This window comes from Citrobacter sp. Cu231, assembly GCF_030332265.1.
GTDB classification, from domain to species: domain Bacteria; phylum Pseudomonadota; class Gammaproteobacteria; order Enterobacterales; family Enterobacteriaceae; genus Citrobacter; species Citrobacter meridianamericanus.
In genome coordinates this window covers 529,325-553,981 of record NZ_JAOWIE010000029.1, presented here as the reverse complement: position 1 = coordinate 553,981, position 24,657 = coordinate 529,325, and the positions used below count along the sequence as shown (strand labels likewise).

The 24,657-nt window shown below is 52.2% G+C and carries 31 protein-coding genes; 16 read left to right on the top strand and 15 right to left on the bottom strand.

All coding sequences use genetic code 11. From position 1 onward, the window contains the following. Positions 1–22: 22 nt before the first annotated feature. Together elbB and mtgA are read left to right on the top strand one after the other, a co-directional pair. Entirely contained in the window at positions 23–676 is a 654-nt protein-coding gene (gene elbB, locus OGY15_RS05700; protein WP_151217873.1) for an isoprenoid biosynthesis glyoxalase ElbB, read from the top strand. Next, positions 673–1,392 (top strand): monofunctional biosynthetic peptidoglycan transglycosylase, encoded by a 720-nt coding sequence (gene mtgA, locus OGY15_RS05695; RefSeq protein ID WP_151217872.1) that lies wholly within the window; start codon positions 673–675, stop codon positions 1,390–1,392. Before elbB ends, mtgA begins: the two co-directional genes overlap by 4 nt. A gap of 79 nt (positions 1,393–1,471) precedes the next feature. On the opposite strand, the gene npr is transcribed toward mtgA, so the two are convergent. The 11 genes from npr to OGY15_RS05640 form a co-directional block, all read right to left on the bottom strand. Next, positions 1,472–1,744: a PTS phosphocarrier protein NPr gene (npr, locus tag OGY15_RS05690; RefSeq protein WP_003828770.1), complete on the bottom strand. Its 273-nt coding sequence runs from the start codon at positions 1,742–1,744 to the stop codon at positions 1,472–1,474. Next, positions 1,741–2,595, bottom strand: coding sequence for an RNase adapter RapZ (rapZ, locus tag OGY15_RS05685; RefSeq protein ID WP_003025085.1), 855 nt, complete (start codon positions 2,593–2,595; stop codon positions 1,741–1,743). The genes npr and rapZ overlap by 4 nt, the downstream gene beginning before the upstream one ends. 45 nt (positions 2,596–2,640) lie before the next feature. Next, positions 2,641–3,132: a PTS IIA-like nitrogen regulatory protein PtsN gene (gene ptsN / locus OGY15_RS05680; protein ID WP_151217871.1), complete on the bottom strand. Its 492-nt coding sequence runs from the start codon at positions 3,130–3,132 to the stop codon at positions 2,641–2,643. A gap of 83 nt (positions 3,133–3,215) precedes the next feature. Continuing rightward, positions 3,216–3,503: a ribosome hibernation promoting factor gene (hpf, locus tag OGY15_RS05675; protein ID WP_003025078.1), complete on the bottom strand. Its 288-nt coding sequence runs from the start codon at positions 3,501–3,503 to the stop codon at positions 3,216–3,218. A gap of 22 nt (positions 3,504–3,525) precedes the next feature. Beyond that, entirely contained in the window at positions 3,526–4,959 is a 1,434-nt protein-coding gene (gene rpoN, locus OGY15_RS05670; RefSeq protein ID WP_286538721.1) for an RNA polymerase factor sigma-54, read from the bottom strand. Between the two features lie 46 nt (positions 4,960–5,005). After that, positions 5,006–5,731: an LPS export ABC transporter ATP-binding protein gene (gene lptB / locus OGY15_RS05665; RefSeq protein ID WP_003025073.1), complete on the bottom strand. Its 726-nt coding sequence runs from the start codon at positions 5,729–5,731 to the stop codon at positions 5,006–5,008. Between the two features lie 6 nt (positions 5,732–5,737). Beyond that, on the bottom strand, positions 5,738–6,292 hold the full coding sequence (gene lptA / locus OGY15_RS05660; RefSeq protein WP_151217869.1) for a lipopolysaccharide ABC transporter substrate-binding protein LptA: 555 nt from the start codon (positions 6,290–6,292) through the stop codon (positions 5,738–5,740). After that, positions 6,261–6,836: an LPS export ABC transporter periplasmic protein LptC gene (gene lptC / locus OGY15_RS05655; protein WP_151217868.1), complete on the bottom strand. Its 576-nt coding sequence runs from the start codon at positions 6,834–6,836 to the stop codon at positions 6,261–6,263. Before lptC ends, lptA begins: the two co-directional genes overlap by 32 nt. Continuing rightward, complete coding sequence (kdsC, locus tag OGY15_RS05650) at positions 6,833–7,399, bottom strand: 3-deoxy-manno-octulosonate-8-phosphatase KdsC (protein WP_151217867.1); 567 nt, start codon at positions 7,397–7,399, stop codon at positions 6,833–6,835. The genes lptC and kdsC overlap by 4 nt, the downstream gene beginning before the upstream one ends. A 20-nt stretch (positions 7,400–7,419) precedes the next feature. Continuing rightward, positions 7,420–8,406, bottom strand: coding sequence for an arabinose-5-phosphate isomerase KdsD (kdsD, locus tag OGY15_RS05645; protein ID WP_151224428.1), 987 nt, complete (start codon positions 8,404–8,406; stop codon positions 7,420–7,422). 13 nt (positions 8,407–8,419) lie between these two features. Beyond that, positions 8,420–9,397, bottom strand: a complete 978-nt coding sequence (locus tag OGY15_RS05640) for a calcium/sodium antiporter (protein WP_187253328.1) — start codon at positions 9,395–9,397, stop codon at positions 8,420–8,422. A 214-nt stretch (positions 9,398–9,611) separates the two neighbouring features. On the opposite strand from OGY15_RS05640, the gene mlaF reads away from it, so the two are divergent. The 7 genes from mlaF to murA all read left to right on the top strand — a co-directional run bounded on the left by mlaF (position 9,612) and on the right by murA (position 14,460). Continuing rightward, complete coding sequence (mlaF, locus tag OGY15_RS05635) at positions 9,612–10,412, top strand: phospholipid ABC transporter ATP-binding protein MlaF (RefSeq protein ID WP_187253327.1); 801 nt, start codon at positions 9,612–9,614, stop codon at positions 10,410–10,412. 19 nt (positions 10,413–10,431) lie between these two features. Beyond that, positions 10,432–11,214 (top strand): lipid asymmetry maintenance ABC transporter permease subunit MlaE, encoded by a 783-nt coding sequence (gene mlaE / locus OGY15_RS05630; RefSeq protein WP_286538716.1) that lies wholly within the window; start codon positions 10,432–10,434, stop codon positions 11,212–11,214. Positions 11,215–11,218: 4 nt separating this feature from the next. Next, complete coding sequence (mlaD, locus tag OGY15_RS05625) at positions 11,219–11,776, top strand: outer membrane lipid asymmetry maintenance protein MlaD (protein ID WP_151217865.1); 558 nt, start codon at positions 11,219–11,221, stop codon at positions 11,774–11,776. An 18-nt stretch (positions 11,777–11,794) separates the two neighbouring features. Then, positions 11,795–12,430, top strand: coding sequence for a phospholipid-binding protein MlaC (gene mlaC / locus OGY15_RS05620; RefSeq protein WP_043017796.1), 636 nt, complete (start codon positions 11,795–11,797; stop codon positions 12,428–12,430). After that, positions 12,430–12,723, top strand: coding sequence for a lipid asymmetry maintenance protein MlaB (gene mlaB / locus OGY15_RS05615; RefSeq protein WP_005121315.1), 294 nt, complete (start codon positions 12,430–12,432; stop codon positions 12,721–12,723). Before mlaC ends, mlaB begins: the two co-directional genes overlap by 1 nt. Positions 12,724–12,892: 169 nt before the next feature. Then, positions 12,893–13,147 (top strand): BolA family iron metabolism protein IbaG, encoded by a 255-nt coding sequence (ibaG, locus tag OGY15_RS05610; protein ID WP_151217864.1) that lies wholly within the window; start codon positions 12,893–12,895, stop codon positions 13,145–13,147. 53 nt (positions 13,148–13,200) lie between these two features. Continuing rightward, positions 13,201–14,460, top strand: a complete 1,260-nt coding sequence (gene murA, locus OGY15_RS05605; protein ID WP_003839949.1) for a UDP-N-acetylglucosamine 1-carboxyvinyltransferase — start codon at positions 13,201–13,203, stop codon at positions 14,458–14,460. Between the two features lie 56 nt (positions 14,461–14,516). On the opposite strand, the gene sfsB is transcribed toward murA, so the two are convergent. Next, positions 14,517–14,801 carry a DNA-binding transcriptional regulator SfsB gene (gene sfsB / locus OGY15_RS05600; RefSeq protein ID WP_151217863.1) on the bottom strand — a complete coding sequence of 95 codons (285 nt, stop codon included), beginning with the start codon at positions 14,799–14,801 and terminating at the stop codon, positions 14,517–14,519. A gap of 223 nt (positions 14,802–15,024) precedes the next feature. Continuing rightward, positions 15,025–15,996: an octaprenyl diphosphate synthase gene (ispB, locus tag OGY15_RS05595; protein WP_003025033.1), complete on the bottom strand. Its 972-nt coding sequence runs from the start codon at positions 15,994–15,996 to the stop codon at positions 15,025–15,027. Between the two features lie 258 nt (positions 15,997–16,254). On the opposite strand from ispB, the gene rplU reads away from it, so the two are divergent. The 4 genes from rplU (at position 16,255) to cgtA (ending at position 19,124) form a co-directional block, all read left to right on the top strand. Next, complete coding sequence (gene rplU / locus OGY15_RS05590) at positions 16,255–16,566, top strand: 50S ribosomal protein L21 (protein WP_003025032.1); 312 nt, start codon at positions 16,255–16,257, stop codon at positions 16,564–16,566. Between the two features lie 19 nt (positions 16,567–16,585). Beyond that, a complete protein-coding gene (rpmA, locus tag OGY15_RS05585) occupies positions 16,586–16,843 on the top strand; it encodes a 50S ribosomal protein L27 (protein WP_003025030.1) in 258 nt (85 codons plus the stop codon). A gap of 127 nt (positions 16,844–16,970) precedes the next feature. Further along, the gene (locus OGY15_RS05580; protein ID WP_003025028.1) at positions 16,971–17,936 is read left to right on the top strand and encodes a DMT family transporter; all 966 of its coding nucleotides are present in this window, start codon (positions 16,971–16,973) and stop codon (positions 17,934–17,936) included. A 15-nt stretch (positions 17,937–17,951) separates the two neighbouring features. Continuing rightward, the gene (cgtA, locus tag OGY15_RS05575) at positions 17,952–19,124 is read left to right on the top strand and encodes an Obg family GTPase CgtA (protein WP_151217862.1); all 1,173 of its coding nucleotides are present in this window, start codon (positions 17,952–17,954) and stop codon (positions 19,122–19,124) included. A 92-nt stretch (positions 19,125–19,216) separates the two neighbouring features. Here cgtA and dacB read toward each other — a convergent pair whose 3' ends face one another. Continuing rightward, positions 19,217–20,650 carry a serine-type D-Ala-D-Ala carboxypeptidase gene (gene dacB, locus OGY15_RS05570; protein WP_151224425.1) on the bottom strand — a complete coding sequence of 478 codons (1,434 nt, stop codon included), beginning with the start codon at positions 20,648–20,650 and terminating at the stop codon, positions 19,217–19,219. Between the two features lie 248 nt (positions 20,651–20,898). Between dacB and greA the strand changes: the two genes are divergently transcribed. Next, positions 20,899–21,375 (top strand): transcription elongation factor GreA, encoded by a 477-nt coding sequence (gene greA / locus OGY15_RS05565; RefSeq protein WP_286538709.1) that lies wholly within the window; start codon positions 20,899–20,901, stop codon positions 21,373–21,375. Between the two features lie 155 nt (positions 21,376–21,530). On the opposite strand, the gene yhbY is transcribed toward greA, so the two are convergent. Further along, positions 21,531–21,824, bottom strand: a complete 294-nt coding sequence (gene yhbY / locus OGY15_RS05560) for a ribosome assembly RNA-binding protein YhbY (RefSeq protein ID WP_003025016.1) — start codon at positions 21,822–21,824, stop codon at positions 21,531–21,533. Between the two features lie 125 nt (positions 21,825–21,949). Between yhbY and rlmE the strand changes: the two genes are divergently transcribed. Next, a complete protein-coding gene (rlmE, locus tag OGY15_RS05555) occupies positions 21,950–22,579 on the top strand; it encodes a 23S rRNA (uridine(2552)-2'-O)-methyltransferase RlmE (protein WP_003025015.1) in 630 nt (209 codons plus the stop codon). Between the two features lie 99 nt (positions 22,580–22,678). Beyond that, positions 22,679–24,613, top strand: a complete 1,935-nt coding sequence (gene ftsH / locus OGY15_RS05550) for an ATP-dependent zinc metalloprotease FtsH (protein ID WP_043017790.1) — start codon at positions 22,679–22,681, stop codon at positions 24,611–24,613. Positions 24,614–24,657: the final 44 nt, after the last annotated feature.

The window sequence follows — 24,657 nt, the reverse complement described above, 5'->3', positions numbered from 1 at the left end:
CAGTTGAGAAAGGAGTATCACGATGAAAAAAGTGGGTGTAGTCCTCAGCGGATGCGGCGTGTACGACGGTGCAGAGATCCATGAAACTGTTCTCACGCTTCTGGCCATTGCCCGCAACGGCGCACAAGCCGTCTGCTTTGCTCCGGATAAACAACAAGCGGATGTGATTAATCATCTGACCGGCGAGCCGATGCAGGAAACGCGAAATGTGCTGATTGAAGCCGCACGTATAACACGTGGTGATATCCGCCCTCTCGCTCAGGCAGTCTCAACGGAACTGGACGCGTTGATAGTGCCAGGTGGGTTTGGCGCGGCCAAAAATCTGAGCAATTTTGCCAGCCAGGGCAGCGACTGCCGGGTTGATAGCGACTTAGCCGCGCTGGCGGTGGCCATGCATCAGGCGGGTAAGCCGCTGGGTTTTATGTGTATTGCGCCCGCCATGTTACCTAAAATTTTTGACTTCCCGCTGCGTCTGACCATCGGTACTGATATCGATACGGCAGAGGTGCTGGAAGAAATGGGCGCTGAACATGTTCCGTGTCCGGTTGATGACATTGTCGTCGATGAAGACAACAAAATTGTCACCACGCCCGCCTATATGCTGGCACAGGATATCGCTCAAGCCGCGAGCGGTATCGAGAAACTGGTCTCGCGTGTTCTGGTGCTGGCTGAATGAAAAAAGGAGTTACCGCCTTTCTGCGACGTATCTTTCTGCGGGCGGTCATTGTCCTCGCCGTATTCTGGGGCGGGGGCATCGCACTTTTCAGCGTGATGCCTGTACCTTTCTCTGCGGTAATGGTTGAACGGCAACTGGGCGCATGGCTGTCCGGTGATTTTGGTTATGTGGCGCACTCGGACTGGGTGAGCATGGATGAGATCTCTGTGTGGATGGGACTGGCTGTCATTGCCGCAGAGGACCAGAAGTTTCCCGAGCACTGGGGATTCGATGTCTCCGCCATAGAGAAAGCGCTGGCGCACAACGAACGTAATGAAAACCGTATCCGCGGGGCGTCGACCTTATCGCAACAGACGGCAAAAAACCTCTTTCTGTGGGATGGGCGTAGCTGGGTGCGTAAAGGCCTCGAAGCCGGGCTTACGCTGGGTATGGAAACCGTCTGGAGCAAGAAACGTATTCTGACCGTTTACCTGAACATTGCTGAGTTTGGCGATGGGGTTTTCGGCGTGGAGGCGGCGGCGCAGCGCTATTTCCATAAGCCAGCCAGTCGGTTGAGTCTGTCTGAAGCGGCCTTGCTGGCGGCGGTATTGCCCAATCCTTTGCGTTTTAAGGCGAATGCGCCTTCTGGTTATGTGCGTAGCCGTCAGGCGTGGATTATGCGCCAAATGCGCCAGTTAGGCGGTGAGTCGTTCATGCGGGAAAATAAGCTGTATTAGCGGGGTTATTGCCGGAAGAGGGCTTAAACGCCTTATCCGGCCTATTGGCCAGGTGCTGAAACGGTAACTCTGCACTCGACTAATCTTCGTCAAACCCTGAATTAAATAGCGCAATTACTGCTGCCAGGGCTTCAACTTCCTGTGGACCCGTGGCTTCGACTTCAATCTGACGCCCTTTAGCGGAATCCAGCATCAGCAGAGCGATAACGCTGTTTGCCTCGGCTTCCGTTCCTTCATCATTACGCAGCAAAACTTCTGCTTCAAAGCCCTGCATCAGTTCAAACAGTTTCATTGCTGGGCGGGCATGCATGCCCAGCTTGTTCGTGATTTCAACAGTTTGCTTCACGGTCATGATTTACGTTTTTCCAGCGTACGATGGCGTGACTGCACGTTTTTACCGCGTGAGCGGAAATAGTCTGCCAGCTGCTCTGCAATATACACCGAACGGTGTTTCCCGCCGGTACAGCCGATGGCTACGGTGAGGTAGCTGCGGTTGTTGGTTTCCAGCATGGGTAACCATAGCTCAAGATAGCTGCGCGTCTGGTAGATAAAATTGTGTACTTCTGTGTGCCTGTCGAGGAAGGCGGCGACGGGTCGGTCAAGACCGGTCATCGGGCGCAGCTTCGGATCCCAGTGTGGGTTAGGCAGGAAACGCACGTCAAACACGTAATCCGCGTCAATGGGAATGCCGTGTTTGAAACCAAAGGATTCGAATACCATCGTCAATTCGCGTTCGCGTTTGCCCAGCAGTCGGGTACGCAACATTTCCGCCAGTTCGTGCACGGACATTTCGGAGGTATCAACGATCAGGTCAGCGCGAGAGCGCAAGGGCTCCAGCAGGTCGCTTTCCTTATCGATAGCGCTTTCCAGAGATAAGTTCTTGCTGGAGAGTGGGTGCAGGCGACGCGTGTCGCTGTAGCGACGAATCAGGGTGTTCCGATCGGCGTCAAGGAACAGCAGCTGTGGTGAGAAGCCTTCAGGCAGATTGTTCATTGCCTGCTCGAAAATCTCCGGGGACTCAGGCATGTTGCGCACATCAATGCTGACGGCTGCAGAAATCTGGCGATCGGCCAGAGTACGAGCCAGATCGGGCAACAGCACTACGGGAAGGTTATCCACGCAGTAAAAACCCATATCTTCCAGCGCACGCAAGGCGACAGATTTGCCTGACCCCGAACGACCGCTGACGATCATCAGTACCATGTACTGTTTCTCCTCACAACGACAAAAAAGGATGCCATTGGGCTGTTATGCTTCATCCTGTCCACCTTCGGTGTCCGTGATGATTTGATACAACTCCTGGTCACTCTGTGCGGCGCGCAGGCGACGGCAGATTGTTTTATCTGCCAGACGTTTGGCGACCAGTGACAACGTATGCAAATGCGTCTTGGTTTGGTCCGCCGGTACCAGCAGAGCGAAAAGCAGATCGACGGGTTGATTATCGATGGCGTCAAAAGCGATAGGCGTTTCAAGTTGCACAAACACGCCCACTGCGCGCATCGTGTCTTCTTCGAGCTTTCCGTGCGGGATAGCAATACCATTCCCGATGCCGGTACTACCCATTTTTTCACGCGTTAAAATAGCTTCAAATACCAACTGAGAAGGCAAGCTGAGCTGCTTTGCCGCCAGTTCACTGATGATTTCCAGTGCGCGTTTCTTGCTTTGGCAGTGAACTGCCGCGCGTGTACATTCCTGGTTAAGAACATTGCTCAGTTGTAGAGTCGTATCGTTATTTGTCATAATTTCACCTAAGCGCTAACTGTACAAATGGCCTGTTGTGCTACACAACAGGCCGTCCTGCACCCGCTAACTGCCCGGACAAGTTAGTGCTGTTTCAGTTTATCTTTATGTTTTGTTAATTGCCGAGCCAGTTTATCAATTAAACCGTCAATGGCGGCGTACATATCCTGACCTTCCGCACTGGCATGAATTTCGCCACCGTTCACATGCAGTGTTGCGTCCGAGATATGTGTAACCTTCTCCACTTTCAACACAATATAGACCTGATTAATCCGGTCGAAATATTGTTCGAGCTTGGCGAATTTTGTATTAACAAAATCGCGCAGGGCTTCCGTGATTTCGACGTTGTTTCCAGTGATGTTGAGCTGCATAGTGTCTTCCTTATCGGTTGGGTCAGACCAGCTGTTTGCGCTGGTTAGACGGCGGAATGGATAAAGACTCTCGGTACTTCGCAACGGTGCGGCGTGCCACCATGATACCCTGTTCTGACAATATAGAGGTTAACTTGCTGTCGCTCAGCGGTTTCGCGGGGTTTTCCGCAGCAATTAATTTCTTCACCAGCGCACGGATCGCCGTGGATGAGGCTTCGCCTCCGCCTTCAGTGTTAACGTGACTGGAAAAGAAATACTTCAATTCAAAAATGCCGCGCGGACTGTGCAGATACTTTTGCGTGGTCACTCGGGAAATGGTCGATTCATGCATCTCGACGGCCTGGGCGATATCCGCCAGCACCATCGGTTTCATAAACTCTTCGCCTTGCTCAAAGAAGGCTTGCTGCTGTTCAACGATGCAGCGGCTGACGCGCAGCAGCGTATCATTGCGGCTTTCCAGGCTTTTAATCAGCCACTTCGCATCCTGCAGATTACTACGAATAAACTGGCTGTCGGCATCGTTGCGCGCGCTGTTGCACATGGCGGCGTAGTGCTGGTTAATCTGCAGCCGTGGAATGCTGTCGCCGTTGAGTTCGACCACCCAGCGATCGTTATGCTTACGCACCAGTACATCTGGAATGACGTACTCTGGCTCACCGGTCTGGATAGACTGCCCGGGTCTTGGGTCCAGAGACTGAATAAGGTTAACGGCCTCTTTCAGCACCTCTTCTTTCAGTCGGGTCACGCGCATTAGCGTGCGGAAGTCATGGTTGGCTAGCAGATCGAGGTGATCGCTGATGATCAGGGACGCTTCTTCCAGCCACGGCGTGGCTTTATCAAACTGTGAAAGTTGGATCAGTAAGCAGTCGCGGAGATCTTTGGCCGCTACGCCCACGGGATCAAAACGCTGAACGCGTTTAAGCACGGCTTCGATTTCATCCATACCGATGTCGTCATCGCCCATGCTTTCGAGAATATCGTCCAGAGTTACGGTGAGATAACCGGTTTCGTCTACCGCATCAACAATGGATGTCGCAATAGCGCGATCGGTATCTGAGAACGGGGTCAGCTCCACTTGCCACATCAGGTAATCCTGCAGCGATTGCGTGGTCTCACCCTGATACACAGGCAGTTCGTCGTCGATGTAATCCCCGCTGGTACCCGAAGGCGTACCGGCGGTGTAAATTTCATCCCAGCTGGCGTCAAGCGGCAGCTCTTCTGGCATCTCTTTTTGTTCAAGAGCATCTGCAGTGTCGAGTGATTCGCTGTCCTGTTTTTCCTGGGTATCAATTTCGTCGTGAAGATCGGTTTGCTCGAGCAGTGGGTTACTTTCCAGCGCTTGCTGAAGTTCTTGCTGAAGTTCCAGCGTGGACAGCTGCAACAGACGGATAGCCTGTTGTAGCTGAGGCGTCATCGCCAGTTGTTGGCTAAGCCTGAGTTGCAAACCTTGCTTCATGTTCAGAGTTATTCTCTCCTGCGGTGACGTGAAGTCTTCTACCCTATCAGAGTCTGAAGTCTTCCCCAAGGTATACGCGCTTCACGTGCTCATCCTGCAGTATTTCTGTTGGCGTACCGTGCGCGATCAGGTGGCCCTGACTCACGATGTAGGCGCGCTCACACACTGCCAGCGTTTCGCGGACGTTGTGGTCGGTAATCAGCACGCCAAGCCCGCTGTCGCGCAGGTGTTCGATGATCCGTTTGATATCAATAACCGAAATCGGGTCAACACCGGCAAACGGTTCATCCAGCAGGATAAATTTCGGATTAGCGGCCAACGCGCGGGCGATCTCCACGCGGCGTCGTTCGCCACCGGATAGCGACTGTCCCATGCTGTCACGCAGGTGTTCGATGTGGAATTCTTCCATCAGTTCGTTGGCGCGATCTTCCCGCTGCTCGCTGGTCAGATCGTCACGAATCTGCAGCACCGCCATCAGGTTATCAAACACGCTCAAGCGGCGAAAAATTGACGCTTCCTGCGGTAAGTAGCCAATGCCGCGACGTGCGCGCGCATGCAAAGGCAGCAGGCTGATATCTTCGTCATCAATGATAATGTTGCCCGCATCGCGCGGGACAATGCCGACCACCATGTAAAAGGTCGTCGTCTTGCCCGCGCCGTTAGGACCGAGCAGACCGACTATCTCCCCGGAGTTGACGGTCAGACTGACATCTTCCACCACGCGGCGGCCTTTATAGGCTTTTGCAAGGTTCTTTGCAGTTAATGTTGCCATAACGAATCAGTTACCTTTTTTCTCTGCCGGAGCCTTGGCCTTGTTTTTGTCCTGCAACTGCGACGGAACCAGAACGGTGGTGACGCGCTTGCCTTTCTCGCTGAAGGCCTGCATTTTCTGCTCTTTTACCAGATAGGTGATCTTATCACCGGTAATGTTGCTATCGAGTTGTTCCAGGTAGGCGTTACCGGTCAGGATGACGAGATCCTTCGCCAGTTCATAGTGCATGTGTGAGGCGCGACCTTTAACCGGTTTACCGTTGTCCTGCATCTGGTAGAAGGTTGCGGGATTACCGTAGCCATCAATAATCTCTTTGCCCTGTTCGCCACCAGGGCGGGTCACAACGACTTTATCGGCGTTAATTTTGATGGTGCCCTGAGTCATCACCACGTTGCCAGTAAAGGTGACAACATTGCCCTGCATATCGAGCGACTGCGTGTCAGACTCAATATGGATCGGCTGCTCGGTATCGCCGGTGACGGCAAATGCCGGAATGCTGGCGGCCAGAAGTGTGCTGGCAAGCATAAGGTTAAGGCTGAGTTTGTTTGTTTTGAATTTCATATGAGGTTCTAACCTTTTCAATCAGCTCGGCGTTCTTGCTGCGTAAGTTACCGCGCATCTTCAGTCCGCTGGAGTTAAATGTTGTGCCATATAACGTGACAAGATCATCGGAAGTGACGTCTTGTGTCACCAGGTTAATCTGCGCGTTATCGGTGGTAATTCTGCGTAGTTGAGAGTCAGGCACCAGAGCGTTGACTTCAACATGGCCGTACAGATACAGCATGCGATCGTTGGTCAATTTGGCTTTATCTGCCTTGATCGACCAGGTCGGTACTTTATCCTTATCAAACGTGGTTAATACCGGTTGAGTAAACCAGGAAACCGCTTGTTCTGAATAATATTCAACGTGTTGCGCGATCAAGTTATAGCTCAGCGCGCCTTCCGGGCTATACACGAGGGTATCAGTATGTTCGCTCTTATAGGTTGGCTCATTGTTATTGACGACAGCCTGAGTGGTGTCGTCTTTGTCTGCCAGATTAATACCAATCATCACAAGGACAGCCAGCGACAGTAGAATGATAACCCAACGTCTGGTTTTGCTCATATCGATTGCCCTTTGGCCTCGTCCAGTTTGCCCTGCGCCAGCAGTAATAAATCGCAGACTTCACGCACAGCGCCGCGTCCCCCGTCAATACGGGTGACATAATCTGCCCGCGGGATCAGCAAAGGGTGAGCATCCGCCACCGCCACGCTTAATCCCACTTGTGCCATCACCGGCCAGTCGATCAGATCGTCGCCAACGTAGGCGACATTTTCGGGCGCGACCGCCAGTTTGTTCAGTAGATCGCTAAAGGCGACCAGTTTATCTGACTGTCCCTGATACAGGTGCGTGATCCCCAATGTGGTACAGCGATCTTCTACAAGTTTAGCCTTTCGTCCGGTAATAATGGCAACCTCAATACCGGAAGTGAGCGCACAGCGAATGCCGTAACCATCGCGGACGTTAAATGCCTTCAGCTCTTCACCGTTATTACCCATATAAATCAGACCATCAGACAGCACGCCATCCACATCCAGGATCAGCAAACGGATGTTTTCTGCCCGGGTGATAACGTCTGCGCTGACGGGTCCATAACAGGTCGCAAGCGACGCACCTGCTTTACTCATTTTGTTTATCCTTGAGTTTCTTACACTACACCTGCACGCAGCAGATCATGCATATGTAACACACCGAGTAACTGGTCGCCATCAGCAACCATTACCGAGGTGATATGGCGGGACTGCATTAAGTTCAGGGCATCGACGGCAAGAATGCCCGGACGCACGCGAATGCCTCCTGGGGTCATCACATCGGCAATGCCTAACTGGCGGACATCAACGCCCATATCGAAGACGCGACGTAAATCGCCATCGGTAAAAATACCGTCAATCTTCATGGCATCATCGCAAATGACGGTCATGCCGAGATTTTTACGCGTGATTTCAACCAGAGCGTCACGCAGGCTAGCGCTTTTATTTACATGCGGGATCTCATCACCCGTATGCATAATATCGTTAACGCGCAGCAAAAGCTTACGGCCCAGAGCGCCGCCGGGATGAGATAACGCAAAATCTTCTGCAGTAAAGCCACGCGCTTTTAATAATGCCACGGCAAGCGCATCGCCCATCACCAGCGTTGCGGTCGTGCTGCTGGTCGGTGCCAGACCTAACGGGCAGGCTTCTTTAGGCACTTTAACACACAGATGCACATCTGCCGCACGCGCCATGCTGCTTTCCGGACGACCGGTCATGCAGATAAGCGGTACGTGAAGACGTTTTAACACAGGGATCAACGCCGCTATCTCATTGGATTCACCGGAATTAGAGATGGCGATGACCACATCCTGCGGCGAAACCATACCCAGATCGCCATGTGCGGCTTCGCCGGGGTGTACGAAAAAAGAGGGCGTGCCGGTGCTGGCAAACGTGGCCGCCATTTTCCGCCCGATATGACCGGATTTCCCCATCCCCATCACCACAACCTTACCCGGGCAACTGAATATTTTCTCACAGGCGAGGGTAAAATTTTGGTTGATGTACTGATCAAGCTCCGCCAGGCCTTCACGTTCAATTGCCAGGACTTCCTTGCCTGCTTGCTGAAAGTCAAAACCCGGTTGCAACTCTAAGTGCGACATAATGCGTTTCCAGTTATCCAACGAGAATTGGCGATAACCAATACAGCATCGCCAGCCATATGATAAAACCGCTGGTCAGCAGCGCACCCGCACCGCGACCAATCTGGCGCGAACGTCGCCAGCAGAGTAATGCAAATATAACGCTCACCAGCAGCATAACGCTGTAGTCACGGACGAAGGCCATCGGATTGACCTCGCCCGGTGTAATCAAGGCGGGCAGCCCGAGCACGATAACAATATTAAAAATGTTCGCGCCGATAATGTTGCCGACGGCAATATCGTTTTCACCTTTACGCAGACCCGCAATAGCCGTTGCCAGTTCCGGCAGGCTGGTACCAATGGCGACTACCGTCAGCCCAATGGTGAGTTCGCTCATGGCGAAGTAGTTCGCCAGTACAGTAGCGTTATCCACTACCATACGCGTGGCCATTGGCATAATAATCAGCGCAATACCCAACCACAAAAATGCGACGGGTAGCCCGCCTTCGCGGGGAAGCTCAGCTACCTGCTCGCGGGTCAGGCTGTCATTGCCTTGTCGTTCGGCCAGACGGGCGATTTTAACAATGAATAGCAGCCATAGCACGGCCAGAAGCAGAAGAAAGAAACCGTCACTGCGGCTCAACTGCCCGTCATACAGAACTGATGCGGCTAAAATACTTACCAGTAACATTAGCGGTAATTCGCGACGCAGAACATCAGAATGCACGGTAAAAGGATGAATCAGCGCCGACAAGCCAAGAATAAGCAAGATGTTGGTGATGTTAGAGCCAATGGCGGTACCGACGGCTAAATCGAGTTGCCCGTTCATTGACGCGGCAACGGAGACGATGATCTCGGGTAACGATGTACCAATGCTGACCACGGTCATCCCGATAATGATGGGGGGAATACCGAAGTTTCGACATAAAATGGATGCGGCAAACACCAGACGGTCGGCGCCGTAGACCACCAGAAGTAAACCAATTATTAACAGCGCCGTCGCTAAAAGCATCTAAAGTCCTTTCTTCAGGTATACTCGCCGGTCCACTTGAAGGGTTTCTGGAAGCCGTAACGAAGTCTTAATTTTGACTTTATGCGGCTAAAAAGTAAAACAAATGCCAGCTTTCGCTAACCAGGACAGGCAATAATCTGTAAATATGTTGGGTTCAGGGCTAAATTGAGCGCCAAACTCTTCGATCAACGAGGCAATAGTAAAGGATGAATCAATGGGTCAGTCTGTGGCGAATCTAGTCGATATGCGCGATGTCAGCTTTTCCCGAGGTGACCGCTGCATCTTTGATAATATTTCCCTGACGGTGCCGCGTGGTAAGGTGACGGCGATCATGGGGCCATCAGGCATCGGCAAAACGACGCTGCTGCGTCTGATTGGCGGACAAATCTCCCCGAATAAGGGCGAGATCCTGTTTGACGGCGAAAACGTCCCAGCCATGTCCCGTTCGCGTTTATTTACCGTGCGTAAGCGTATGAGCATGCTGTTTCAGTCTGGTGCGCTGTTTACCGACATGAACGTGTTTGACAACGTCGCATATCCGTTGCGCGAACATACAACGCTACCTGCGCCGCTGTTGAAAAGCACGGTAATGATGAAACTCGAGGCCGTCGGGCTGCGGGGCGCGGCAAAACTAATGCCTTCTGAATTATCCGGTGGGATGGCGCGTCGCGCTGCGTTAGCGCGTGCTATCGCGCTGGAGCCTGACCTCATTATGTTTGATGAGCCGTTCGTTGGCCAGGATCCCATTACCATGGGCGTGCTGGTGAAGCTGATTTCAGAACTGAACAGCGCACTGGGCGTCACCTGTGTGGTGGTTTCTCATGATGTGCCAGAGGTGCTGAGTATTGCGGATTACGCCTATATAATGGCGGACAAAAAAATTGTGGCCTACGGTAGTGCTCAGGCGCTGCAAGAAAATGCCGATCCGCGAGTGCGTCAGTTCCTCGACGGCATTGCCGATGGACCGGTTCCGTTCCGTTACCCGGCGGGTGACTACCATATCGATTTACTCTAAACAGGGAGTTAAGCCACCCATGTTGTTAAATGCGCTGGCATCACTCGGACATCGGGGAATAAAAACCCTCAGGACGTTCGGGCGAGCCGGATTAATGTTGTTCAATGCGGTTGTCGGCAAACCGGAGTTTCGCAAACATGCGCCGCTGCTGATACGCCAGCTCTATAATGTCGGCGTCTTATCGATGCTGATCATTATTGTTTCAGGCGTGTTCATCGGTATGGTGCTGGGATTGCAGGGATACCTGGTGCTGACGACCTACAGCGCGGAAACCAGCCTCGGTATGCTGGTGGCGCTGTCATTGCTACGTGAGCTGGGGCCGGTGGTTGCGGCACTGTTGTTCGCTGGGCGGGCCGGTTCGGCCTTAACTGCAGAGATTGGTCTGATGCGAGCGACCGAGCAGCTTTCCAGTCTGGAAATGATGGCCGTCGATCCACTGCGCCGGGTGATCTCTCCACGTTTTTGGGCCGGTGTCATTTCATTGCCGCTGCTGACGATTATATTTGTCGCCGTGGGGATCTGGGGTGGTTCACTGGTTGGCGTAAGCTGGAAAGGTATTGATGCCGGCTTTTTCTGGTCGGCTATGCAAAATGCCGTCGACTGGCGTCTGGACCTGGTCAACTGTCTGATTAAGAGCGTGGTGTTCGCCATTACGGTCACATGGATTGCATTGTTCGATGGTTATGATGCGATCCCGACCTCTGCCGGGATTAGCCGGGCAACGACACGCACCGTTGTGCACGCCTCTCTTGCCGTTCTGGGGCTGGATTTTGTGCTGACCGCACTGATGTTTGGGAATTGAGTTCATGCAAACGAAAAAAAATGAAATTTGGGTCGGGTTATTCCTGCTGGTGGCGCTGTTGGCTGCGCTGTTTGTCTGCCTGAAGGCGGCGAACGTTACCTCCATGCGTACTGAGCCGACTTATACGATTTATGCGACTTTTGATAACATCGGCGGCCTGAGAGAGCGTTCTCCGGTGCGGATTGGCGGGGTCGTCGTTGGACGCGTAGCGGACATCTCGTTAGATCCGAAAACGTACCTGCCGCGCGTGACGCTGGAAATCGAATCGCGTTTTAACCATATTCCTGACACCAGTTCTCTGAGCATCCGTACTTCCGGTCTGCTGGGCGAGCAGTATCTGGCACTGAACGTGGGTTTTGAAGATCCTGAGTTGGGAACGTCTATCCTCAAAGATGGCAGTACGATTCAGGACACGAAATCTGCGATGGTACTGGAGGATATGATTGGTCAGTTCCTTTACAACAGCAACAGTAAAGGTGACGACAATAAGAATTCTGGCGATGCGCCAGCCGCAACTGAAGGCAATAATGAAGCCACTACGCCTGCGGGCGCAACGAAATAATCTCAGGAGAATCGACGTATGTTTAAACGATTGATGATGGTGGCTATGCTTGTCATTGCCCCACTTAGCGCGGCAACCGCAGCGGACCAGACGAATCCGTATAAACTGATGAATGAGGCCGCGCAGAAGACGTTTGACCGTCTGAAGAACGAACAACCTAAAATTCGTTCCAACCCGGATTACCTGCGTCAGGTTGTCGATCAGGAACTGTTGCCTTATGTGCAGGTTAAATATGCTGGCGCGCTGGTACTGGGCCGTTACTACAAAGATGCCACTCCCGCTCAGCGTGACGCCTATTTCGCCGCATTCCGTGAATATCTGAAGCAGGCTTACGGTCAGGCGCTGGCGATGTACCATGGCCAGACCTATCAGATTGCCCCAGAGCAGCCGCTGGGCGATGCGACTATCGTTCCTATCCGCGTAACTATCATCGATCCAAACGGTCGTCCTCCGGTGCGTCTGGATTTCCAGTGGCGTAAAAATTCTCAGACCGGTAACTGGCAGGCGTATGACATGATTGCTGAAGGCGTAAGTATGATCACCACCAAACAAAATGAGTGGAGCGACCTGCTGCGTACGAAAGGTATTGATGGCCTGACTGCTCAGTTGAAATCAATTTCTCAGCAGAAAATTACTCTGGAAGAGAAAAAATAATGACGCAATCACTCACCTGGACGCGTGAAGGCGACAAGCTGGTGCTGGTGGGCGAGCTGGATCAGGACGTATTAAATCCATTATGGGATGCACGAGTTGAGGCGATGAAGGGAGTATCCTGCATCGACCTGAACCAGGTTTCCCGGGTCGATACCGGTGGTCTGGCATTACTGCTGCACCTGATTAATCAGGGCAAGCAGCAGGGGAACAGTGTTTCGCTCGCTGGCGTTAACGATAAAGTGTACACGCTGGCGCAGCTTTACAATTTGCCTGACGACGTTCTTCCGCGTTAATTTTTTCAGGCCGGATAAGGGCTTGTGCCGTCATCCAGTAACCCCTCTGCGAGGGATCTGCCTCTAAAGCCTTGTCTGATTTATCAGCGAGGCTTTTTGCTTATTTATGACAGCGCCACTTTGCTCTAAGATGTTGGGCTGTTTTCACTATCTGACGAATGAAGAGCCCATGGAAAATAATGAAATTCAGAGCGTGCTGATGAATGCACTCTCCCTCCAGGAAGTCCACGTTTCTGGCGACGGCAGTCACTTTCAGGTTATTGCCGTGGGTGAGATGTTTGAAGGCATGAGCCGGGTCAAGAAGCAGCAAACAGTCTATGGCCCGTTGATGGAGTACATTGCGGACAACCGCATTCATGCCGTGTCGATTAAGGCCTTTACCCCAGCAGAATGGGCGCGCGATCGCAAACTTAACGGTTTTTGAGCTACGGGTGATGTGCCGGTAGCGAAGATAAATTCTTAACAGAGAACAGAATAATGGATAAATTTCGTGTTCAGGGGCCAACCAAGCTCCAGGGCGAAGTCACAATTTCAGGCGCTAAAAATGCTGCACTGCCGATCCTGTTTGCGGCGCTGCTGGCTGAAGAACCTGTAGAGATCCAAAACGTCCCGAAACTTAAGGACGTTGACACCTCAATGAAGCTGCTGAGCCAGCTGGGTGCGAAAGTTGAACGTAATGGTTCGGTGCACATTGATGCGCGCGACGTGAACGTTTTCTGTGCGCCGTACGATCTGGTGAAAACCATGCGTGCGTCCATCTGGGCGCTCGGGCCGCTGGTTGCTCGCTTTGGCCAGGGTCAGGTTTCACTGCCGGGCGGCTGCACCATTGGTGCGCGTCCGGTTGACCTGCACATTACCGGTCTGGAGCAGTTAGGCGCGACAATCAAGCTCGAAGAAGGCTATGTGAAAGCGTCCGTTGATGGCCGCCTGAAAGGCGCGCACATCGTCATGGACAAAGTAAGCGTCGGTGCGACTGTTACTATCATGTGCGCAGCAACGCTTGCCGAAGGCACGACCATCATCGAAAACGCCGCACGTGAGCCGGAAATTGTCGATACCGCGAATTTCCTGATTGCGCTGGGTGCGAAGATCACCGGTCAGGGTACCGATCGCATTACTATCGAAGGCGTAGAACGTCTTGGTGGCGGCGTTTACCGCGTTCTGCCAGACCGTATCGAAACCGGTACCTTCCTGGTCGCCGCGGCAATTTCTCGTGGCAAAATCATCTGCCGTAATGCACAGCCAGACACGCTGGATGCCGTTCTGGCGAAGCTGCGTGATGCGGGGGCGGATATCGAAGTCGGCGACGACTGGATAAGCCTCGATATGCACGGTAAACGTCCGAAAGCGGTCAATGTGCGCACTGCGCCGCATCCGGCGTTCCCAACCGATATGCAGGCTCAGTTCACGCTGCTGAACCTGGTGGCAGAAGGGACGGGCTTCATCACGGAAACCGTGTTTGAGAACCGCTTTATGCATGTGCCTGAGCTGAGCCGTATGGGCGCTCATGCAGAAATCGAAAGCAATACTGTGATTTGCCACGGCGTGGAAACGCTCTCTGGCGCACAGGTTATGGCGACCGATCTGCGTGCATCCGCAAGCCTGGTCCTCGCAGGATGTATTGCTGAAGGGACGACGGTAGTCGACCGTATTTATCATATCGATCGCGGCTATGAGCGTATCGAAGATAAGCTGCGCGCGCTGGGCGCAAACATTGAGCGCGTGAAAGGCGAGTAATCGTCTACGTCTCTTGTAACCCCCAGTTCAGTTGGCCGGGGGTTACTGCTCAATGTTCATTCCGGATTCTGTTTCTCTCTGCGACTCCTCATCATCCGCGTTCTGTCAATGAACTCATGCGTTTTGGCATCGTGATAGCGTGACGGCCAAATCACCCAGGGATCAGTTCCCAGTGCCCGGGCGATAATCAACTCACCTTTTGGCCATGGCCGGGTTAACGCATTGGCCAGCGTTGATGAGCTCAACCCATTCTTACGTGATTCAGCGGCCATTGAGGTTCCTTTCTTGCGCAGTCCGGCGATGATGTCGGCCGGATGCCAGTCAATCAGCTTGCTTTCCATAAATTCATCTCTCCTTTGGTTAACGACTTACGGTTCCACGATCGGTTGTGGCAACACTATAACGCCCGGAGAATGAATGTTCTAAAATGTTCACTTAAAGAGCGTGTACATTCAGAATATATCAAGGTTATTTGTTGTTTTTAGGAGGGTTATATTTGTTATTGGAGTTTATAAGAACATCCCGTGCAAGGCACGGGATGATAAAGGAGGGGGCTGGAAGGAATTAACGGTCGCGCTGTACGGCGATATGCGCCAGACCAATCAGCGCTTCTCTCCACGGCGTATCTGGTAGCACCTGTAACGCAGCGATGGCTTTATCAGCCTCTTCTTCTGCACGTTGGCGAGTCCACTCCAGAGAACCACAGGCGTTCATCGCTTCCAGAACCGGCTCCAGAAGGTGACGGCCATTACCTTGCTCAATGGCCTGGCGGATCATTTGCGCTTGTTCTGGCGTACCGTGGCGCATGGCATGCAGCAGCGGCAGCGTAGGTTTGCCTTCGTTGAGGTCATCACCAACGTTTTTACCCAGTTGCTCGCCATCTGCGCTGTAATCCAGCAAATCGTCAATTAACTGGAAAGCTGTACCGAGATAACGGCCGTAATCCTGCAATCCTTTCTCTTGTTCTTCGCTGCAACCAGCCAGAATGCCAGAGCATTGGGCCGCTGCCTCAAACAAACGCGCGGTCTTACTGTAGATGACGCGCATATAGTTTTCTTCGGTGATGTCCGGATCGTTGACATTCATCAACTGTAAGACTTCACCTTCGGCGATGACGTTGACCGCTTTCGACATGACTTCCAGCACTTTCAGCGAACCGAGGCTGGTCATCATCTGAAAAGCACGGGTATAGATAAAATCGCCGACCAGCACGCTGGCCGCATTACCAAAGGCCGCATTCGCCGTGGCTTTCCCGCGACGCATGTCAGATTCATCCACAACATCGTCGTGTAACAGGGTCGCGGTGTGGATAAACTCGATCAGGGCCGCAATCGTAACGTGTGCATTTTCCTGGTAGCCAACGGCACGCGCGGCGAGTACGGCGATCATTGGGCGAATGCGTTTTCCGCCGCCGCTAACGATGTAGTACCCCAGTTGATTGATCAACTGGACGTCGGAATTGAGCTGTTCAAGGATTGTCGCATTGACCCCCGCCATATCTTGCGCGGTTAACTCATTGATTTTTTCTAAATTCATCGCAAAAGCCGGGCTTCTCGCCCCGATTACCTTACTGTATGAAAAGGTAACGTCGGGTTTAGGGTTATAAATATATGCTGATTGTACTGAAAAAACGCCGTAGATAAACGTTACCGTACGTGTTGTGTTTTTTTTCTTCATGTATTGACGGTAGCACTTGTCAAAGGCTCGCGTTTTGCGTAATATTCGCGCCCTATTGTGAATATTTATAGCGCACTCTGAATCATCAAAAAGGTGTGCGCGGAAGCGGAGTTTTTTATGTACGCGGTTTTCCAAAGTGGTGGTAAACAACACCGAGTAAGCGAAGGTCAGACCGTTCGCCTGGAAAAGCTGGACATCGCAACTGGCGAATCTGTTGAATTCGCTGAAGTTCTGATGATCGCAAACGGTGAAGAAGTCAAAATCGGCGTTCCTTTCGTTGATGGCGGCGTTATCAAAGCTGAAGTTGTTGCTCACGGTCGTGGCGAGAAAGTTAAAATTGTTAAGTTTCGTCGTCGTAAACACTACCGTAAGCAGCAGGGCCATCGTCAGTGGTTCACTGATGTGAAAATCACTGGCATCAGCGCTTAAGTTAAGGGGAGCAGATTAAATGGCACATAAAAAGGCTGGCGGCTCGACTCGTAACGGTCGCGATTCAGAAGCTAAACGTCTGGGCGTAAAACGCTTCGGCGGTGAAACAGTTCTGGCTGGTAGCATCATCGTTCGTCAACGTGGTACTAAATTCCACGCTGGCTCCAACGTTGGTTGCGGCAAAGACCACACTCTGTTTGCTAAAGCAGACGGTAAAGTGAAATTTGAAGTGAAAGGCCCGAAAAACCGTAAATTCATCAGCATCGTTGCTGAATAAGTTTTTCGCGTCCCGGTAACGGATAAAAGCCCCGCAACACGTTGCGGGGCTTTTTACATTCGACGGCCGGTAAATACGCTCGTCGCGCCGTGACAACCCGGAAACGAGCCCTTGCAGGGAATACGGTATGAAGCAGCAGGCAGGCATTGGTATTCTGTTAGCACTCACAACGGCAGTATGTTGGGGGGCTTTGCCAATAGCAATGAAGCAAGTGCTGGAGGTGATGGAGCCTCCTACCGTGGTGTTTTACCGTTTTTTAATGGCAAGTATTGGCCTTGGCGCTATTCTTGCGGTTAAAAAAAAGCTCCCTCCATTGCGTATTTTTCGCAAAGCGCGTTGGCTGGTACTGCTGGCTATCGCTACCGGTGGGCTGTTCGGTAACTTCATTCTGTTTAGTTCATCCTTGCAATATTTGAGCCCAACGGCTTCGCAGGTTATCGGTCAACTGTCACCGGTTGGTATGATGATCGCCAGCGTCTTTATCCTGAAAGAAAAGATGCGCGGCACGCAGGTGATTGGCGCCATTATGCTTCTGAGCGGACTGGTCCTGTTTTTTAATACTAGTCTGATCGAAATTTTTACCCGGCTCACCGATTACACCTGGGGCGTTATCTTTGGTGTCGGTGCGGCAATGGTTTGGGTGAGCTATGGGGTCGCGCAAAAGGTGTTATTGCGTCGGCTGGCATCACCGCAGATCCTGTTTTTGCTGTACACTTTATGTACGATTGCGTTATTGCCGCTGGCTAAACCCGGTGTCATCACGCAGCTCAGCGACTGGCAGCTGGCATGCCTTGTATTCTGCGGCCTGAATACGCTGGTAGGATACGGTGCTCTCGCGGAAGCGATGGCGCGTTGGCAGGCGGCGCAGGTGAGTGCCATTATTACGCTCACACCGCTGTTTACGTTGTTATTTTCAGATTTATTATCACTGGCCTGGCCCGATTTCTTCGCCAGACCGATGCTAAACCTATTAGGTTATCTCGGTGCGTTTATCGTGGTTGCGGGCGCGATGTATTCCGCCATTGGTCATCGAATTTGGGGCGGTTTACGTAAGCATGAAACGGTGGTTTCGCAACCCCGCTCAGGCGAATGATTTACGGAGAGTAAAATGAAGTTTGTTGATGAAGCATCGATTCTGGTCGTTGCAGGTGATGGCGGTAATGGTTGCGTCAGCTTCCGCCGCGAAAAATACATCCCAAAAGGCGGTCCGGACGGTGGTGACGGCGGTGATGGCGGTGACGTTTGGCTGGAAGCCGACGAGAACCTGAACACGCTGATTGATTACCGTTTTGAAAAATCATTCCGTGCGGAACGTGGTCAGAATGGCGCGAGTCGTGATTGCACCGGTAAGCGTGGTAAAGATGTCACGATTAAAGTGCCTGTCGGTACACGTGTTATCGACCAGGGCACGGGCGAAACCATGGGCGACATGACTAAACATGGTCAGCGTCTGATGGTCGCTAAAGGCGGCTGGCACGGTCTGGGTAACACCCGTTTCAAATCCTCGGTCAACCGTACTCCGCGTCAGAAAACAATGGGGACGCCGGGCGATAAGCGCGATCTGATGCTCGAGCTGATGCTGCTGGCAGACGTGGGTATGCTGGGTATGCCAAACGCCGGTAAATCGACGTTTATCCGTGCAGTATCTGCGGCGAAGCCGAAAGTCGCTGATTATCCGTTTACCACCCTGGTACCAAGCCTGGGTGTAGTGCGTATGGACAATGAAAAGAGCTTCGTGGTTGCCGATATCCCGGGGCTGATTGAAGGTGCGGCTGAAGGCGCTGGTCTGGGTATCCGCTTCCTGAAACATCTGGAACGTTGCCGCGTGTTGCTGCACCTCATCGATATCGATCCGATTGACGGTTCCGATCCGGTAGAAAACGCCCGTATCATTATTGGCGAACTGGAAAAATACAGTCAGGATCTGGCGTCTAAACCGCGCTGGTTAGTGTTCAACAAAATTGATTTGATGGACAAGTCTGCAGCGGAAGAGAAAGCGAAAGCGATCGCCGAAGCGTTGGGCTGGGAAGGTAAATATTATCTGATCTCTGCCGCCAGCCAGCTGGGCGTGAAGGATCTTTGCTGGGATGTGATGACCTTTATCATCGAGAACCCGATTGTTCAGGCTGAAGAAGCGAAACAGCCAGAGAAAGTTGAGTTCATGTGGGATGATTACCATCGCCAGCAGCTCGCTGAAGTCGAAGACGAAGCGGAAGATGACTGGGATGACGATTGGGACGAAGACGACGAAGAAGGCGTTGAGTTCATCTACAAGCGTTAATCGCATTAAAAACCCCGGCCATGCTGCCGGGGTTTTTGTTTCCAGTTTGCGTAGGCCGGATAAGCGCAAGCGCCATCCGCCATCTTCAAAATCTAGTTATTCTGATAAATGTCCTTGTACAACCGGCTCTCGAAGCGTACTAGCGGAATTCGGCGATTACGTTGGTCAGCCGGCTCTACCGCATAACCAGACAAATACTGCACAAATGCCATACGTTGACCGCTTGCCGTAGTGATAAAGCCCGCAAGGTTATAGACCCCCTGCAAAGAGCCTGTCTTCGCCGATACTTTGCCATCCACACCAGCCTGATGCAGACCCGCACGATATTGCAAAGAGCCATCATGGCCCGCCAGCGGCAACATGGTGATAAAGTTCAACTCGTTATCGTGCTGAGCAATATATTGCAGTACCTGCATCATGGTCGCAGGAGCAATCAGGTTATGGCGGGAGAGTCCAGAACCATCGGCAATAATCGTGTTGCCGATATCAACGCCCGCTTGCTGACGCAAAATCTGGCGTACGGCATCAGAACCTGCTCGCCAGGTGCCCGGCACGTTAAATCGCGCATGACCAATCATGCGGAAAACGGTATCGGCAATCATGTTGTCCGATTTTTTCAGCATAATCTTAAGCAGGTCATGCAGCGGCGCTGACTGCTTACTGGCGACCACGGTTCCCGGTGTGTTGACCTGCGTCTGGCGCAGCAGAGTACCGCTGTAAGTGATCCCTGCTTGTTTTAGCTCATCTTTGAGAATCGCCCCGGCATAACTGGCGCCGTCCTGAATGGCGAACGCCAGCGGCAGCGGATCGGCACGTTGTGGCAGACATCCGGTCAACGTAAAGCGGTTGAGATCGCCAGGCACCACGTCCAGTTCACAATATTGCGCTTCGGCAGAGCCTCGAGCGAGAGTTCGCACCTGGCTGAACATGGTGACCGGGTAATAAGATGCCACGCGGATAAACGCGAGATCGTTAGGTTTTTGCGCGCTGTAGAGTGAAACAGAGAAACAGTTACGATCGACAATGGCTGCTGCGGGCGGCGCGCTAAAACACTGCGTCATGTCGTTCCAGGGCCAGCCAGGAGCTTTATCATGACTGGCGAAAATAGAGGTATCGATCAGGACATTTCCGGCAATTTGCGTCACGCCTGATTTTTTCAGGGTTGCCACCATATTGCGGATATCCTGACGTTTTAGCGTCGGATCGGCACCAAATCGCGCCACTAAGTCACCTTTTAATACCCCGCCTTCCACGTTGCCTTTTGTCTCAAGCGTGGTGGTAAAACGAAAGTCAGGCCCGAGCTGAATCAATGCCGCCAGCGCGGTGATCACTTTCTGGGTACTGGCGGGGAGTGCCATCTGCTGGCTATGAAAATCAATAGCAGGAGCAGGTGCGCCAACCTTCTGTACCATGAGGGCGAGGTTGGCTCCGGCAGGGAGCTGATTGATATACTCGTCGACGTTCGCGGCCTGAACGCTGAACGCTATACTGGCAGTCAATCCAATGGTAAATCTGGAAAATCGCATAATCTCGCGCTAACAACCTGGAAACAGGCCGTCATACTACGGCGCAACGCCCCAAAAAGTAAACGATGACCCATCGGGAACTCCAGGGTAAAATGATCATCAAATAGAGAATTGTAGCTGACCTGGGACCCTGAGCCCCGGGTCGGTATTTTTTTGCTTCTGACTCTGGCATGGCGTATGCCAGAGTGTGCTTAGCAGCCGGGGTGAGAGCAACCGCCCCCTACAGGAATGTTCAAGAGGTATAACAAATGCAAGCTATCCCGATGACCTTACGTGGTGCTGAAAAACTGCGCGAAGAGCTGGATTTTCTGAAATCTGTGCGCCGTCCTGAAATCATTGCCGCTATTGCAGATGCGCGTGAGCATGGCGACCTGAAAGAAAATGCGGAGTACCACGCGGCGCGTGAACAACAGGGGTTCTGCGAAGGGCGCATCAAAGATATCGAAGCTAAACTGTCCAACGCGCAGGTTATCGACGTCACTAAAATGCCGAACAATGGCCGCGTCGTTTTCGGTGCGACGGTTACCGTGCTGAATCTTGATAACGACGAAGAGCAGACCTGGCGTATTGTCGGCGATGATGAAGCCGATTTTAAACAGAACCTGATTTCGGTGAGCTCGCCTATCGCTCGTGGCCTGATTGGCAAAGAGCAGGATGACGTGGTGGTTATCAAAACGCCGGGCGGTGAAGTTGAATATGAAGTGACGAAGGTCGAATACCTGTAAGAATTTCCCAATACTCAAGATGTTGATGTATTGTAAAGAAAGGAAAAAGGCCGCATAGCGGCCTTTTATCAACGAAGAGAGCGTGGCATTTTGCTCTCCTGCTAGCGGAAAATCCCGCGTTTTACACAAACTTCGTGTGCAACTTTGGGATATTCTTAGCGTGGCAGCGAGATTTTACGTTCTTTAGTCGGGCGATACAGTACCAGCGTTTTGCCGATGACCTGTACGTTACAGGCGCCGGTTTCGCGTACGATAGCTTCCACGATCAAGGTTTTGGTATCGCGATCTTCCGAGGCGATTTTCACCTTGATAAGTTCATGGTGCTCTAACGCTTGTTCAATCTCGGCCAGTACCCCTTCGGTCAAACCATTGTTGCCAAGCATAACTACAGGCTTGAGCGGATGTGCCAGACCTTTCAGGTGCTGTTTTTGTTTAGTACTCAGATTCATCGTATATTTTTGCTTACGTTGGGATTGAAAACGGGTCATTCTACCGCCATCTCCCATATATCGCCAAATAGCTGTGTAGAAATTTACACCATTGGTTACGATGAACTGCCCTTTGGGAATGTGAAATGACAGGTAAAAAGCGTTCTGCCAGCTCGAGTCGCTGGCTTCAGGAACACTTTAGCGATAAATATGTTCAACAGGCGCAGAAAAAGGGGTTACGTTCCCGTGCCTGGTTTAAACTTGATGAAATACAGCAAAGTGACAAAATTTTTAAACCGGGGATGACGATTGTTGATCTCGGTGCTGCACCCGGTGGTTGGTCGCAATATGCGGTTACGCAGATCGGCAACACTGGCCGCATTATCGCTTGCGATCTTTTACCTATGGATCCAATCGTTGGTGTGGACTTCCTTCAGGGCGACTTTCGTGATGAATTAGTCCTGAAAGCGTTACTTGAGCGCGTAGGTGACAGTAAAGTACAAGTTGTCATGTCTGATATGGCGCCAAATATGTGTGGAACACCGGCGGTGGACATTCCCCGGGCCATGTATCTGGTAGAGCTGGCGCTTGGAATGGCTCGTGATGTATTAGCGCCAGGTGGTAGTTTTGTAGTGAAGGTGTTCCAGGGCGAAGGCTTCGATGAGTATCTAAGAGAGATTCGCTCCCTGTTTACGAAGGTCAAAGTTCGTAAGCCGGACTCTTCTCGCGCCCGTTCGCGTGAAGTGTATATTGTAGCGACCGGGCGTAAACCATAACCGGTAGATTTCAAACGAAAGTTTGAAAGAAACTGGATATAGAGTATCCTGACGCTGTTTTTAACACAGTTGTAATATGAGGTTAATCCCTTGAGTGACATGGCGAAAAACCTAATTCTCTGGCTGGTCATTGCCGTTGTGCTGATGTCAGTATTCCAGAGCTTTGGGCCCAGCGAGTCTAATGGCCGTAAGGTTGATTACTCTACCTTCCTGCAAGAGGTCAATCAGGACCAGGTTCGTGAAGCGAAGATCAACGGACGTGAGATTAACGTTACCAAGAAAGATAGTAACCGTTACACGACCTACATTCCGGTTAACGATCCGAAGCTGCTTGATAACCTGCTGACCAAAAACGTCAAGGTTGTTGGCGAACCGCCTGAAGAGCCGAGCCTGCTGGCTTCTATCTTCATTTCCTGGTTCCCAATGCTGCTGCTGATTGGTGTCTGGATCTTCTTCATGCGTCAAATGCAGGGCGGTGGTGGCAAAGGTGCCATGTCGTTCGGTAAGAGCAAAGCGCGCATGCTAACGGAAGATCAGATCAAAACCACTTTTGCTGACGTTGCCGGTTGTGACGAAGCAAAAGAAGAAGTTGCTGAACTGGTTGAGTATCTGCGCGAACCGAGCCGTTTCCAGAAGCTGGGCGGTAAAATCCCGAAAGGCGTCCTGATGGTCGGTCCTCCGGGTACAGGTAAAACTCTGCTGGCAAAAGCTATCGCAGGTGAGGCGAAGGTTCCTTTCTTCACAATTTCCGGTTCTGATTTCGTGGAAATGTTCGTCGGTGTCGGTGCATCTCGTGTGCGTGACATGTTCGAACAAGCCAAGAAAGCGGCACCGTGCATCATCTTTATCGATGAAATCGACGCCGTTGGTCGCCAGCGTGGCGCAGGTCTGGGCGGTGGTCACGATGAACGTGAGCAGACGCTGAACCAGATGCTGGTTGAGATGGACGGCTTCGAAGGTAACGAAGGTATTATCGTTATCGCGGCAACTAACCGTCCGGACGTACTTGACCCTGCGCTGTTGCGTCCAGGCCGTTTCGACCGTCAGGTTGTGGTTGGTCTGCCGGACGTTCGCGGTCGTGAACAGATCCTGAAAGTGCATATGCGTCGCGTACCGCTGTCTCCGGATATCGATGCGGCAATCATTGCACGTGGTACGCCAGGCTTCTCTGGTGCGGACCTCGCGAACCTGGTGAACGAAGCGGCGCTGTTTGCTGCTCGCGGCAACAAGCGCGTCGTGTCGATGGTTGAGTTCGAGAAAGCGAAAGACAAAATCATGATGGGTGCGGAACGTCGCTCCATGGTGATGACGGAAGCGCAGAAAGAATCTACCGCGTACCACGAAGCAGGCCACGCGATTATCGGTCGCCTGGTACCGGAACACGATCCGGTGCACAAAGTGACGATTATCCCGCGCGGTCGTGCACTGGGTGTGACCTTCTTCCTGCCTGAAGGCGACGCAATTAGCGCCAGCCGTCAGAAACTGGAAAGCCAGATCTCCACGCTGTACGGCGGTCGTCTGGCGGAAGAGATCATCTACGGTGTTGAGCACGTTTCTACCGGTGCGTCGAACGACATTAAGGTCGCGACGAATCTGGCGCGTAACATGGTTACTCAGTGGGGCTTCTCCGAGAAACTCGGACCGTTGCTGTATGCTGAAGAAGAAGGCGAAGTGTTCCTGGGACGTTCTGTGGCGAAAGCTAAACATATGTCCGATGAAACGGCTCGCATTATCGATCAGGAAGTTAAACTGCTGATTGAACGTAACTATGACCGTGCGCGTCGTCTGTTGAATGAAAACATGGATATTCTGCACTCGATGAAAGATGCGCTCATGAAATATGAGACCATCGATGCACCGCAGATTGACGATTTGATGGCTCGCCGCGACGTGCGTCCGCCAGCGGGTTGGGAAGAACCGGGTTCTTCTAACAACAACTCTGGCAGCACCGGTAAGCCTAGCGCACCGCGTCCGGTTGATGAACCGCGTGCGCCGGACTCTGGCACCATGTCAGAGCAACTGGGCGACAAATAAGTTATCGTTGATGATGACCGTGTTTTAATTGAAAACCCTGGGGC